A 12,292-nucleotide genomic window follows, 5' to 3' on the forward strand; every position below is an offset into this window, starting at 1 on the left:
AGTAACAAAAGATGCGCAATCGAATCATTGCAGGTAGTCCAATTCGCTATTCTAGCAGAGTCACGAATCCGTAAAAACGCCTTCGGAAAAAGAATTTATCATATTGTTTATAAAGGAAAAAAAATTGGCCGGGAATTGCTGCGTCGGAACCATGTTACACAACGACAACGACCGGGATGCCAAAGGCGTTCCCTAATAGACTTGTTTAGCTTATGAGTAAACGTTTCCTTCGCGTGGATTAGACAGGCATGTGCGATGGATGTTAAGACGATTCTGTTCTTGCTGGCGATGAGCAATCTCGTGTTCGCGCTGGAACTGCTCCTGTTCCAACTGCGCGAGCAGCAGTCCCAACGCAACCCCTATTGGATTGCGGCCAAGCTGCTGCAGTGCATTGGTTGGCTCGCGCTGTCCGGCCGCGGTGTCATTCCCGATTGGTTCTATATTCCGGTGGGTAACGGCGCCATTCTCTGCGGGCTCACCTATGAATGCTGGGCGATGTTCCGAATCAGCGGACGCACCGTCAGCCGGACCCTTCATGGTGCCATCGCGGCCGGTATCATTCTGGTCTGCCTCCTCATGGCGCCATTGCCGTCTCCCGACCGGATCGTGATCACCTGTGGCATTGCCGCGGTCATCTTTGCGGTCTCGGGTTGGGCCTTGCTGCACGCTCCCGGCGAGAAGTCGCTGCTGCGCTATTATCTTGGCTGGAATATGTGGCTGATGACCCTGATTCAGTGCGCCCGTATTCTGTGGGTTGTGTATGCGCCGGAGGGAGTCAATTTATTTACGCCGAATCTGGTGCAGACGATCACCTTCTGCGCCTATTTCTACATCGTGCTGACCAATGGCTTTGGTTTGTTGCTGCTGGCCAGGGAGGCGACCGATCGGGCGCTGGAGCGGACGCTGGGGGAACAGCAGACCATTCTGGATACCTTGCCCAGCGGCCTGTGCATTCTGCGGGATCGGTTCATCGCGCGCTGCAATCCGGCTATGGAGGCCATGTTCGGCTTTGCGCCGGGGGAAATGGCGGGCCGCTCGACACGCTGTCTCTATGCAAGCGACGCGGCTTACGTTGCGGCTGGCCGAACGCTCGATGCCGCGATCGAGCAAACCGGCCGCTTCGAGGGCGAGGTCGCCCTGATGCGCCGGAATGGCGAATGCTTTTGGGCCAAGGTCCAGGGCAAACGCCTGTTCGCGGAGCGCGCCCACGGCTATGGCGTGTTTTCCATTACCGATCGGCAATGCCATCAAGTTTACCCCGGTCGGGGGGGTGACGCTCCGGGTGGAGGCGGGCGCGGGCGATCTGATCCGGTTCAGCGTCAAGGATACCGGGCCGGGGATCGGGCCCGCGGAAGAGGTGCGGATCTTTGAACCCTTCGCCCAAACGAACGCCGGCTCGGGGGGCCAGGGCGGGACCGGACTCGGATTGGCCCTGAGTCGCCAGTTCGTGCAGCTCATGGGAGGCACGCTGAGCTTGGATAGCCGGTCGGGTCAAGGCAGTCACTTTTTCTTCGCCCTGCCGTTACCCCAGGCAGTGGTCCGGGAACCGGCCGCGGTTCAGCCCGAACGTTTAATCACCGGACTGGAACCGGGTCAGCCGGTGTGTCGGATATTGATCGTCGACGATCTGGCCGACAACCGGGAACCACTGCGAATGCTGCTGAACTGGCTCAATCCGCACCCGCCGGTGCTGGAATTCCGGGAGGCGAGCAACGGCCGCGAGGCGGTGGCAGCCTGGGAGGCATGGCAACCGCAGGTGGTCTTCATGGACATGCGGATGCCGGTCATGTCGGGCGAGGAGGCGACCCGCGAGATCAGGGCGCGCATCCGCGGCCGACCCGATGCGGTGCGATCCGTGGTGGTGGCGCTCACCGCCAGCGTTTTCGAAGAGCAGCGCGATCAGGTGCTGGCCGGCGGGTGCGACGCCTTCGTCCGCAAGCCGTTTTATGCCGCGGAGCTGTTCGGCATTCTGGAGCAACTCGTCGGGCTGCGGTTCGTTCGCTCCGGGGCACCGTCCCCTCCGCGACCTACGTTGTCGCCGGACGCCGTGATCCAGCGCTTGGCCGCGTGTTCCCCGAGGTGGTGTGCCGATCTGAAGGCGGCGAGCGAACTGGGTGATTTTGACCGCATCACCGTCTTGCTGGAGCAGATCCGCAACCCGGACCCCTCCCTCTACGAGGCACTCGCGCGGTCAGCCTATGCGTATGACCTGGACTTCTTTGCGGCCCTGTTTAGCCGCGCTGACGTCTGCGATACCCTTGAACACGGGGCTGCGGTGGCGGTTGACCGCTATGCGGATGCCGACCACAAGGTCACCGGCCGATGACCACCGCGGCCCTGGATGATCGCACCATCCTGTTTCTGCTTTTTCTGGGCAATCTGATGGCCGTGGTCATCCTTCAATTCGCCGGGGCACTGGGGTCGATCCAGACCCACCCATCCGCATCCTGGCAGCGATAGGTGTGGATCGGCGTATCGGCCGGCTCATCCATCGGGGCGCCGGTCAGCAGGCTGAAGCGGCTGCCGTGCAGCGAGCATTTGATCCGGTCCCCGTCCAGGCAGCCATAGGAGAGCGGATAGTCCTCGTGGCTGCACTTGTCTTCGCAGGCGTAGTAGCGGCCGTCCAGGTTGGCGATCAGGTAGGCGCGCTCCTCCACGACGACCTTGACGAATTTGCCGGGGGCGATGGCGTCGGTGCGGGCCGCGGCGATATAAGGCTTGTCCATCGTGCACCCTCCTCAGCGTACGCGAAGGGCAGCGCGGCCCGAGTCCAAAGCCTCGCGCGCCCGGCCGGCGGCGGCGGCCAGGGAGGATTCCCGACCCAGGTGCCACAGGATCAGGGCGGCGGAGAACACCAGGCTGTCGTAGGTCGCTCCGCGGGTGCCCGCCAGGGCCGCCATCCCGGCCGCGGCCGCGGCACGTGCGGTGGCCGGCACATCGACCGCCACCGCGATGTCGTCCCCCGGCCGGGTGGTCTGGGGCAGGTCGGCCGGCAGCGCCACGGCGCGCACGGATTGTTCGATCCCCATGGCGGCCGGGTCGATCTCGAAGGGTTGTTCCTCGCCGCGGCCCTGGTAGTTGAAACAGGTACCGACCTGACGCAGGGAGGGGATCACACCGCCCTCCACACCGCGCACCAGGAGCGCCGAATCGTAGCCGGCATGGCGGGCGAGCAGCGCATAGATGCGGGGATAGGGCTTATGCACATAGCCGGTGACCAGATGAGTGCGGCGGCGGCCCTGGATGGGCCGCGCCAGCACCTCCACCGTGGTCAGGGCCTGGCGCTTGACGACGGTGGAGCGCAGGTCGACCAGACTATGCAGAGCGGGGCAGAAGGCGCGCTGATCGAGGTAGGTCCAGCCGATCTGCGGGTCGGCCAGACGGGCGGCGGCGGCCGCCGTGTCCAGGCCGACCGGAACCCCGGCCGCCTCCAGGCAATGGCGATGCGTGACTCCGAACTTGGGTCCGACCGCGTCCGCCCCGTGGGTGAGGGCCGGCACGCCGCACTCGGCCAGCAGGGCCGGCAGGAAGGGCGCGGCCGGCAGACAGCGGTTGTAGCCGTCGTAAGGATCGGCGATGTCGACAACATCGTCGACCGCCGCGACCACCGGCGTGGTCGCGTCGCGCACAGCGTCGAGTATGCCGCGCAGTTCATCGTCGGACTCGCGTTTCATGCGCAGGGCAATCAGAAAGATACCGGCCTGAATCGGGTCCACCTGGTGGGCGAGGATGGCGTTCATCCCGGCGCGCGCCTCCTCCGCGGAGATATCCTTGGAGAGTTCCGGGCCGGTCGCGATGCGCTGGATGATCGAACGCATTTGAAGCCTGGGGTCCGTGGCGGTTTCGGTACTGCTCATGGCGTCCTCTTTGTGATTGTGTCGGGTTAGTTGACGGCTGATTGCGGGCGATCGGCCGCATTCGCCAACCCGTCGAGCCGTGTTTCTGGGGTCGATCGCGCGCTGGTTCAATCGCGGCGGGCCATCTCGGTTGCGGGTGAACCGCGTGTCGCGGCGGTTGACCAGCGGCGGCGTCGACCATCGTTGACGTGCCGCGCTCGCGCCTATGATCGGAGATTGCGCAACCGGCCGCAATTGATGATCTGCGCCCGCGGCGTCTTGTACGTGGGATCGCGACTTGACAAGGTGCGTCATCGCGTCTAGAGCGCCCGGCGCGGTTGTGCACAGCCGGTGCCGATCAGGTCCGGACCTTGTCGATTGGGCGATCGTTGGGGTCAGACCCCTGAGTGATTCCTATAACTTATTGTATTATAGATCTAAGCGTTTGTCTTTCGTGGGTGAGTCAAGGAGAATACTGGACGAAATGGGTGACCCGAGAATCCTCTGTCGACACTGATCCACAGAGTTATCCACAGGTTTATCCAGGCGGCTGGTTCCTCGCGATACGGCGATCACTATTGTCCTGGAAGGCACGCTGGTCGCGCCCCCAGCCGGTGTTGCGAATTTGGGCGGCAGCAACCTGCATGGAGCCATCGGCGGGGCTGATGGTGGATGCGCTGCGCTTATCCACCCTACAAGACCGGCACTGCTGTAGGGTGGATAAGGCGCGCCGCACTAATGGTCGGGACGCGGCACGTCGGTCGTGCGCGCCGCATCCACCCAGGGGCCGGAAGATGCCCTCAAATTTGGCGTTGCTGGCCGCCGCACGGCACGCGTGGCAGCCATGCCAATCCCGTGCTTTAATGTGATCAATAACCGACCGCCAACCGGAGCAGACGATGCCGCAGACGGTGCTGGATACGCCCATGGGTCCGATCGGATTGCACTGGACCGGGCAGACCTTGACCGCCGTGGACCTGGCGCCTGATGCCGCCGGCGGCGCCGCGGCGGAGCTGCCGACCGCGCTCGCCGGCCAATTGGCGGCTTATCTCGCGGATGGCTCCGCGTCCTTCGATCTTGCGCTCGACCTCGGCGGCACGCCCTTCCAGCAGCGGGTGTGGGCCGCCATCCGCGTGATCCCGGCGGGTGCGACGCGGACCTATAAGGATCTTGCCGAGCAGGTCGGCAGTGCCCCGCGCGCGGTTGGTCAGGCGTGCCGGGCCAATCCCTGTCCGATCGTCGTCCCTTGTCATCGGGTCGTCGCGGTCAAGGGTCTGGGCGGCTTTGCGGGGGATCGCTCCGGCCGAAAGCTGGCAATCAAGCGCTGGCTGCTGCGGCATGAGGGGGTTGCGGTTGACTGAGGGAGCGGCGCCGGCCGACGACCGGGCGGTCATTGAGGGCTTTGCCGATATCCTCTGGATGGAGCGCGGGCTGAGTCCGAATACACTCTCGGCTTATCAGTCCGATCTGCGTGCGTTTGCCCTCTGGATCGACCGCGAGCGGGGACGTTGCCTGCTGGCGGCCGAGCGTCTGGATCTGCTCGATTACCTCGCGCTCTTATCCGTGCAGGGCCGCAAGCCGCGCTCAGCGGCGCGGCTGCTGTCGTGTCTGCGCCAGTTCTACCAGCATCTGGTGCGCCAGGGTCTGATCGAGGAGGACCCGAGCGCCCGGGTGGATGCGCCAAAGCTTGGCCGTCCCCTGCCGAAGAGCCTCACCGAGGCCGAGGTGGAGTCGCTGTTGGCGGCCCCGGACACGACGGACGCACGGGGGTATCGCGACCGCACCATGCTGGAAGTGCTGTACGCCAGCGGGCTGCGGGTGACTGAACTGGTGACGCTGACGCCCGCTCAAGTCAGCCTGACGCAGGGCGTGGTACGGGTGATGGGGAAGGGCAGCAAGGAGCGGCTGGTGCCCTTGGGGGAGGATGCGGTCACCTGGCTCGCGGACTACCTGCGCGGTGCGCGCTTCGACCTGCTCGGCGGGCGGCTGAGTGACTTCCTGTTCCCGACGAGTCGCAGCGATTGCATGACCCGTCAGGCGTTCTGGCAGCTCATCAAACGTTATGCGATCCTGGCCGGCGTTGTGAAGCCGCTCTCGCCCCATACGTTACGCCATGCCTTCGCGACCCACCTGTTGAACCATGGGGCCGATCTGCGGGTGGTACAAATGCTGCTAGGTCACAGCGATCTGTCGACCACCCAGATTTACACCCACGTCGCGCGTGAGCGGTTGAAACAATTGCACCAGCGACACCATCCCCGCGGCTGATCGGGACTGCCGACCGGTTCGCACCGGCAGCGGTCGGGATCGGCTGATGATGGTGACACGGGCGTTGCGGCGGGTTTTTCTGGAAGCGCGTCGCGGCTTGATTTATCGTCACGCGAACGGGCGCCGACAGATGGCGCTGCCGCCACTCTCGCATTCCCGCCGAACGGGTGAATGCCCGCTGATTTATTAGGGTAATTGCATGCCTTCTTTCGATATCGTCTCAGAGACCGACCTGCAAGAGGTGCGTAACGCGGTCGATCAGTCCAATCGGGAGACCTCCACGCGGTTCGATTTCAAGGGCGTCAAGGCGACCTTCGAACTGGCCGAGGACAAGATTCTGATGGCGGCGGAAACGGAGTTCCAACTTCAGCAGATGATGGATATCCTGCGCCAGAAGTTGGTCAAGCGCTCGGTTGATCTGACGGCCATCGATCCACAAGACCCGGTCACCACCCTCAGTTCCGCCCGTCAGGAGGTTCTGCTCAAACAGGGCGTCGATGCCGACACGGCCAGGGACATGGTCAAATACATCAAGGCCGCCAAGCTCAAGGTGCAGGCGCAGATCCAGGGCGATCAGGTGCGGGTCACCGGCAAGAAGCGCGACGATCTGCAAGAAGCGATTACGCTGCTGCGGGGCAAGGACTGGGGTTTGCCGTTGCAGTTCAACAATTTCAGGGATTGATGCGGACCCCGGACCCCGGCGTGCGCGCGATTGGCCGCCTACGCTGGCCGCGTCGCCATTTTTTTCGAATCTTTTGCTGAGGAACCACAGGTCATGCCTATCTACCGTTCGATCGCCGCCGCCGTGCTGATGCTCACCGCGGGCAGTCTGCTGGCCGGTCCGGAGGACAATATCCGTGCGGCGCTGAAAAAAGTCGTGCCCGATGTCAAGATCGAAAGTATCACTCCGGCACCGGTCAAGGGACTCTACGAGGTTATGGTCGGCACTCAGATCATGTACGTGACCGGTGACGGCCGCTACTTCGTCGACGGGCGTATCGTCGACCTCAACACGCGCGAGGACGTGACCGAACCACGACTGTCCGGTGCGCGCAAGCGCCTCGTGGATGCTGTCGGCGAGGCGGACATGGTGATCTTCGAGCCGTCGATCGCGGCGAAGCACACGGTGACCGTATTTACTGATATCGAATGTGGCTATTGTCGCAAGCTCCATAGCCAGATTGCGGATTACGGCAAGGAAGGCATTCGTGTGCGCTATCTCTTCTACCCGCGTGCCGGCAAGGGAAGTCCAGCCTATAAAGAGGCCGTCTCGGTGTGGTGCGCCGGCGACGCATCCGCCCGTCGCGGCGCGATGACCGCCGCCAAGTCCGGCCAGTCGATCGAGGAGAAGTCCTGTGACAACCCGGTGGATGCGCATATGACGGTCGGTGAGGACCTGGGTCTGCGCGGTACGCCGGCCATCGTCACCGACACCGGTGAACTGATCCCGGGCTATGTCGAGCCGAAGAAACTGGCGGCCCAACTCGCGGGTCCATCCGCGGACGAAGCCGTGCGCTGAGCGCGGTCGGGGCGTCTCTTCATCGTTGTGGGTTGACTGTTGACCAGGAGTTGTCATGCGGGCATACAAATTGGACTATGCCTGGCGCACTGACCGGGGGCGTGTGCGATCTCACAACGAGGACGCGGTCACGGTCCACGCCGATCTGGGTCTGGTGGTCGTCGCCGACGGGGTCGGCGGGGCCAGCGCCGGGGAGGTGGCCAGTGCGCTGGCGGCCGATACGATTCGTGAGTGTTTCAGGCGACAAGCGCTTTCCCGAACCGATAGCGAGCGGGCTCAGCTGCTCGCCGAGGCGGCTGTCGAAGAGGCTAATCGGGCGGTCTGGCAATTGGCGCAGAGCAAGACCGACTGTGTCGGCATGGGAACCACGGTGGTGCTGGGTGTGGTCGGTGCGGACTGGCTCGCCTATGCCAACGTCGGCGACTCCCGGCTGTATCGCTTGCGGGACGAGGCACTGGAGCAGTTGTCACACGATCATTCCTTCATTCAGGAAGTCGTGGATCAAGGTTTTTTCCGGACCTTGGACGATGCCCGCCGCTACGGCATTGGCGACAATATTCTGACCCGCGCGCTGGGTTCAAGCGCGGAAGTGCGCGTCGCCGGCGGTCTGACCGAGATCAAGACTGGCGATACCTACCTGTTTTGTACGGACGGCCTGACCGGCATGGTGCCCGCTGATTGGCTGCGCCAAATCCTGATCGCCGCCAAGACGAGCGATCTGGGGTTGGCCGCCGAGGCGCTGGTGCGCCTCGCCAACGAGCGCGGCGGGACGGACAACATTACCCTTGCACTGCTGCGAGTCGGCGCGCAGTCGGACGGGGAGGGGCCAATCACCCCATCTTCGCCCGTTTAATAACGCGTCCGGAATAAAGCAAAAACGAGTGATCTGGCTCCCACGCTCCAGCGTGGGAGCAAGTTGCGACGCTCCGGCGTCGCGTAGCGCCACTGTGGCCGCTGGAGCGGCCGGACGGCATTCCCACGCTGGAGCGTGGGAACGAGAAATGATCGAATCGTTCCTTATCGCGTTCGACGCCTCTATCAGGATGAACCATGCTCGAGCCCACCATGATCCATCATCAGGTTGCGCCTTTCTTCGAACGGCGGGTCACCGGGCACTATCGGGTACAACTGCGGATGGACGCTGCGGATGCGCCGGTCGCGGTCTTTTTGCGCAGTGAGCCCGATAACGAGGAGCGTCTGGTTCCCATGGACCTGATCGCGGAACACGGCCGCTATCGGGTCTACACGGCCGAACTCACCCCCAACCCGGCCGCGGCGGTCACGGTCTATGCCTTCAAAGCGCTGTGGGCGAACCGCCAGTGCTGGCTGGACGCGGCCGGCGTCAGCCCGCGCATGCCCTTGCGCGAGCGCTTTTTTCGCGTCAACACCGAGGAGTCGCCGCCGGACTGGGTGCCCGATCAGGTGTTCTACCAGATCTTTCCGGAGCGTTTCCGCAATGGCGATCCGGCGCTGAGTCCCCGGTCGGGCGCCTATGTGCTGCGTGATGACGGTCCGATCCGGGCCAAGGCCTGGGGCGAGCCGATCGACCCACAGCACCCCAACAGCGAGTTCTACGGCGGTGACCTGATCGGGGTGCGCCAGTCGTTGGACTATCTGCAAGACCTGGGTGTCACCGCCATCTATCTGAACCCGATCTTCACCTCGCCGAGCGTGCACAAGTACGACACCGAGGACTTCGCGCACGTGGACCCCTATCTGGGCGGTGATGCGGCCCTGGCGGATCTGCGCGCCGCCACCGTGGGTCGCGGTATCCGCATCCTGCTGGATGCGGTCTTCAATCACACCTCGGATACCCATCCCTGGTTCAATCGGTGGGGAACGCATCCGGACAAGGGGGCCTATCAGGACGTGGCGGCTCCCTTCCGTAGCGCCTACACCTTCCATGATGCGGCCGACCCCGACAGTTACCACTGCTGGCAGGGGTCCAAAGTCCTGCCGGTACTCGACCTCGGCGATCCGCAGGTGCGCGCCTATCTGATCGACGGCGAGCACGCCATCGCCCGTCACTGGCTGCGTCCGCCCTATTGTGTGGATGGCTGGCGGATCGATGTCGCCCACATGATGGGGGAAGGCACCGGGGCGCGCCATAACGACCGGGTCCTGCGCGCCTTGCGGCTGGCGATCAAGGATGAAAGTCCGCGGGCCTATGTGCTCGGTGAACACTTCGGCGAGGCGACCCGTTGGCTCCAGGGCGACCAGGAGGACGCGGCCATGAACTATTACGGCTTCTCCCACCCGGTACGCGCCTTTCTGGCCGGCCAGGACGTCAATTATCACCCGATCACCGTGGACGCCGCCGACTTCGATCAATGGCTCACCGACGCCCGCTCGCGCATCCCCTATGCCAATCAACTCTGCCAGTTCAACCTGCTCGGTTCCCACGACACCGCGCGCTTTCTGACGCTGATCGGTGAAGACCCTGGTCTGATGCGTCTCGCGCTCCTGCTCCTCTTCACCTATCCCGGTGTGCCCTGCATCTATTACGGCGATGAGATCGGCATGACCGGCGGCAACGATCCCTACAACCGGGCCTGCTTCGATTGGGATCCGAAACACTGGGATCAGGACCTGCGTACCTGGGTCCAGACCCTGGCCGGCCTCCGCCGTGACCATCCGGCACTGCGTCGGGGCGCCTATCAGACCTTGCTGGCGGTCGGCGACCTGTTCGCCTGCGCCCGGATCCTGGGGGACGAGGTCATCATGCTGATCCTCAACCGCGCGCTCGATCCGCGGTCCGGCGTGCGTATTCCGCTGGTGGGATTGCCGGGCAGTGCCGCGCGGCTTGCGGTCTTGGTTGGTGACTGCCCTTGGGGGTTGGGCGGGGATATTTTGAGTGTTGATCTGGGGGGTAAGGAGGCACTGTTGTTGCGGGGGCAACTGAGTGAGGTGCCGGGTTGAGCCGCGACCGGGTTGGGAGATTTCACGCTCGTGTCCCTGCTGTTGCCGCTCGGCAGTGTGGCCGGGCCGCTCGATGGCGCAGCCATTTACTCCGGCAAGACCTGCGCCACCTGTCACGGCATCGACGGCGATACCCCGACCCGGACGGACTATCCGCTCCTGGGCGGCCAGAACGCCGACTATGCTTATGCCCAGATGATCGACATCAAGAGCGAGGAGCGCAACAACCGTCAGAGCGCGGCCATGCGCCAGGTGATGAACGTGGTCAGTGAAGCGGAGATGCGGGCCATGGCCGACTGGCTCGCGACGCTCAAATAACGACAATCGGCGATGCGTTGATCATTATTCCGGCCACCTCGCCGCGGCCGGGGCCACGCCGTAGGAGCGGCCCCCGGCCGCGACGGGTTGCCGCAAGAGCGCGTAGCCGCCGATATGATCAAGGTCGCCGTGGGGCCCTGATCGCTTCGCCAGCCCATTTGGCCTATGCTTCAGCATCGGTTCTTTTATAGCTGATAACCGGACGTAGGGGCGGGTTTCAAACCCGCCCCTGCACGAAGGGTCTGTCTGAGTATCAGGTACCAAGGTTCTATCGCCCGGCGTGGCGACGGCACCGTCTGCGCCGGCAGCGTCGTCGCCGCGGAACTGCGCTGCGGTGCCCTGAAGCTCGCGGAATCCTGCCGGAATTCGATATTCAATCTCTTGTCGCACTCTGTCGGAGCAACCCTATGACATCGGCCTTAGAACGCTTTCAAGCCCTTACCAAGGCGGCGCAGGAGCGGGCGCGAGCCAGCGTCGCGGATGCCGTCGCCCGGCAAGAATCGGCGCTGGGCGTGCCGGACCCGGACGCCCAGGAGGCGTCGAGCGAGACCGACCTGAAACTCCGCAAAGAAATTGAACAGGCGCGGGCGGACGTGGCGGTGCGCATCGAACAGACCCGCTGCGCGGTCAAAGCCGAGCTTGAGCAACTGCGCGGCAATGCGAGAACCGAGGTCGAGCACATGCGCGACGAGGCGAAGACCGAGGTCGAGCAATTACGGGGTGAAGTCACGACCGCGAACGAACGCGGGCACAGTAACCCCTGAGGTCATGGCTGAAGATGGGTGAAGGACTGCTGCGTTTGGCTCGCTCTTCGCGTGGTCCAGTCGTACACTAAGCGTCATGACTAGGGCTATCGGTTAGACAGGAGTCCCAGCGGGGTGCAGAAGCGCTCCCGGTCGCGGGGGTCGCCGGCACCGTCGCTCTCGCCCGCGGCGAAGGGGCGGAAACGGTCCAGCACGGCGGCGGGCTTGGGCTGGTCCTTAAAGCGCTCGGTCAGGGTCGGGGGCATGGTCAACAGGTGCGCGACCAGGGGCCGGCCCTGTTCCCGAGCCTCGGGGCGCAGGCCGCAGAGGCGGTAGATCGCCTCGATCAGGTCGTAATGGGTGTGGTGGCTGTCCAGGGCCGCCAGGGCGCGCGTGTGGGCGGGGTCCAGGGGTTCGGCACCGTCGCCGCCTACCTGTGCATCCAAGAGTAAGGCCCAGGCGAATGGCTCGGCCGACTCGCCGCGGTCCAGTCGCGCCCGCAGGCGTTGGCGTTCCGTCGCCACCGCATCGGGTTGGTCCAGGGATAGGGCCAGCCGCAGCGCGTTGCCGTACTTCTCATCTCCCGCGCTGAAGCCCGCCAGGGCCTGAGCCAGCAGGGCGCGGGCCTCGTCGGGGCGGCACTGTTGCAGACGTAGATGGCCCAGGTTCATCTTCGGCACAGACGGATC

13 protein-coding genes are annotated in these 12,292 nt (G+C 64.2%); 10 read left to right on the top strand and 3 right to left on the bottom strand.

The window, feature by feature from the left end; translation table 11 throughout:
* The first annotated feature begins 255 nt into the window (after positions 1-255).
* Positions 256-1,371: a PAS domain-containing protein gene (locus QZY03_RS21470; RefSeq protein WP_295584437.1), complete on the top strand. Its 1,116-nt coding sequence runs from the start codon at positions 256-258 to the stop codon at positions 1,369-1,371.
* Positions 1,283-2,326, top strand: a complete 1,044-nt coding sequence (locus tag QZY03_RS21475) for a hybrid sensor histidine kinase/response regulator (protein WP_295584439.1) — start codon at positions 1,283-1,285, stop codon at positions 2,324-2,326. The genes QZY03_RS21470 and QZY03_RS21475 overlap by 89 nt, the downstream gene beginning before the upstream one ends.
* Before the next feature lie 73 nt (positions 2,327-2,399).
* Here QZY03_RS21475 and QZY03_RS21480 read toward each other — a convergent pair whose 3' ends face one another.
* Together QZY03_RS21480 and QZY03_RS21485 are read right to left on the bottom strand one after the other, a co-directional pair.
* Complete coding sequence (locus QZY03_RS21480) at positions 2,400-2,726, bottom strand: non-heme iron oxygenase ferredoxin subunit (protein ID WP_295584441.1); 327 nt, start codon at positions 2,724-2,726, stop codon at positions 2,400-2,402.
* Positions 2,727-2,738: 12 nt separating this feature from the next.
* Positions 2,739-3,857: an anthranilate phosphoribosyltransferase gene (locus tag QZY03_RS21485; RefSeq protein ID WP_295584443.1), complete on the bottom strand. Its 1,119-nt coding sequence runs from the start codon at positions 3,855-3,857 to the stop codon at positions 2,739-2,741.
* 878 nt (positions 3,858-4,735) lie between these two features.
* Between QZY03_RS21485 and QZY03_RS21490 the strand changes: the two genes are divergently transcribed.
* From QZY03_RS21490 to QZY03_RS21525, 8 genes are all read left to right on the top strand, one after another.
* On the top strand, positions 4,736-5,197 hold the full coding sequence (locus QZY03_RS21490) for a methylated-DNA--[protein]-cysteine S-methyltransferase (RefSeq protein ID WP_295584445.1): 462 nt from the start codon (positions 4,736-4,738) through the stop codon (positions 5,195-5,197).
* Positions 5,175-6,104 carry a site-specific tyrosine recombinase XerD gene (gene xerD, locus QZY03_RS21495; RefSeq protein WP_295584447.1) on the top strand — a complete coding sequence of 310 codons (930 nt, stop codon included), beginning with the start codon at positions 5,175-5,177 and terminating at the stop codon, positions 6,102-6,104. The genes QZY03_RS21490 and xerD overlap by 23 nt, the downstream gene beginning before the upstream one ends.
* A 199-nt stretch (positions 6,105-6,303) precedes the next feature.
* Positions 6,304-6,786 (top strand): YajQ family cyclic di-GMP-binding protein, encoded by a 483-nt coding sequence (locus QZY03_RS21500; RefSeq protein WP_295584449.1) that lies wholly within the window; start codon positions 6,304-6,306, stop codon positions 6,784-6,786.
* A 93-nt stretch (positions 6,787-6,879) separates the two neighbouring features.
* Positions 6,880-7,623, top strand: a complete 744-nt coding sequence (locus QZY03_RS21505) for a DsbC family protein (protein WP_295584451.1) — start codon at positions 6,880-6,882, stop codon at positions 7,621-7,623.
* A 55-nt stretch (positions 7,624-7,678) separates the two neighbouring features.
* Positions 7,679-8,476: a protein phosphatase 2C domain-containing protein gene (locus tag QZY03_RS21510; RefSeq protein WP_295584452.1), complete on the top strand. Its 798-nt coding sequence runs from the start codon at positions 7,679-7,681 to the stop codon at positions 8,474-8,476.
* Positions 8,477-8,673: 197 nt separating this feature from the next.
* Complete coding sequence (malZ, locus tag QZY03_RS21515) at positions 8,674-10,542, top strand: maltodextrin glucosidase (RefSeq protein WP_295584453.1); 1,869 nt, start codon at positions 8,674-8,676, stop codon at positions 10,540-10,542.
* Between the two features lie 30 nt (positions 10,543-10,572).
* A complete protein-coding gene (locus QZY03_RS21520) occupies positions 10,573-10,860 on the top strand; it encodes a c-type cytochrome (protein ID WP_295584455.1) in 288 nt (95 codons plus the stop codon).
* A gap of 407 nt (positions 10,861-11,267) precedes the next feature.
* Positions 11,268-11,624 carry a DUF1640 domain-containing protein gene (locus tag QZY03_RS21525; RefSeq protein WP_295584456.1) on the top strand — a complete coding sequence of 119 codons (357 nt, stop codon included), beginning with the start codon at positions 11,268-11,270 and terminating at the stop codon, positions 11,622-11,624.
* Positions 11,625-11,710: 86 nt separating this feature from the next.
* Here QZY03_RS21525 and QZY03_RS21530 read toward each other — a convergent pair whose 3' ends face one another.
* Positions 11,711-12,283: a hypothetical protein gene (locus QZY03_RS21530; protein WP_295584457.1), complete on the bottom strand. Its 573-nt coding sequence runs from the start codon at positions 12,281-12,283 to the stop codon at positions 11,711-11,713.
* Between the last annotated feature and the right edge of the window lie 9 nt (positions 12,284-12,292).

The sequence above is a fragment of the uncultured Lamprocystis sp. genome (assembly GCF_903933125.1).
Lineage (GTDB): Bacteria > Pseudomonadota > Gammaproteobacteria > Chromatiales > Chromatiaceae > Thiodictyon.

Bases quoted from the DNA above. Each gene is read 5' to 3' on its own strand.
- QZY03_RS21480 (WP_295584441.1), bottom strand. From the start codon at position 2,726: ATGGACAAGCCTTATATCGCCGCGGCCCGCACCGACGCCATCGCCCCC.
- QZY03_RS21490 (WP_295584445.1), top strand. From the start codon at position 4,736: ATGCCGCAGACGGTGCTGGATACGCCCATGGGTCCGATCGGATTGCAC.
- QZY03_RS21470 (WP_295584437.1), top strand. From the start codon at position 256: ATGGATGTTAAGACGATTCTGTTCTTGCTGGCGATGAGCAATCTCGTG.
- QZY03_RS21485 (WP_295584443.1), bottom strand. From the start codon at position 3,857: ATGAGCAGTACCGAAACCGCCACGGACCCCAGGCTTCAAATGCGTTCG.
- malZ (WP_295584453.1), top strand. From the start codon at position 8,674: ATGCTCGAGCCCACCATGATCCATCATCAGGTTGCGCCTTTCTTCGAA.
- QZY03_RS21525 (WP_295584456.1), top strand. From the start codon at position 11,268: ATGACATCGGCCTTAGAACGCTTTCAAGCCCTTACCAAGGCGGCGCAG.
- QZY03_RS21510 (WP_295584452.1), top strand. From the start codon at position 7,679: ATGCGGGCATACAAATTGGACTATGCCTGGCGCACTGACCGGGGGCGT.
- QZY03_RS21500 (WP_295584449.1), top strand. From the start codon at position 6,304: ATGCCTTCTTTCGATATCGTCTCAGAGACCGACCTGCAAGAGGTGCGT.
- QZY03_RS21505 (WP_295584451.1), top strand. From the start codon at position 6,880: ATGCCTATCTACCGTTCGATCGCCGCCGCCGTGCTGATGCTCACCGCG.
- xerD (WP_295584447.1), top strand. From the start codon at position 5,175: ATGAGGGGGTTGCGGTTGACTGAGGGAGCGGCGCCGGCCGACGACCGG.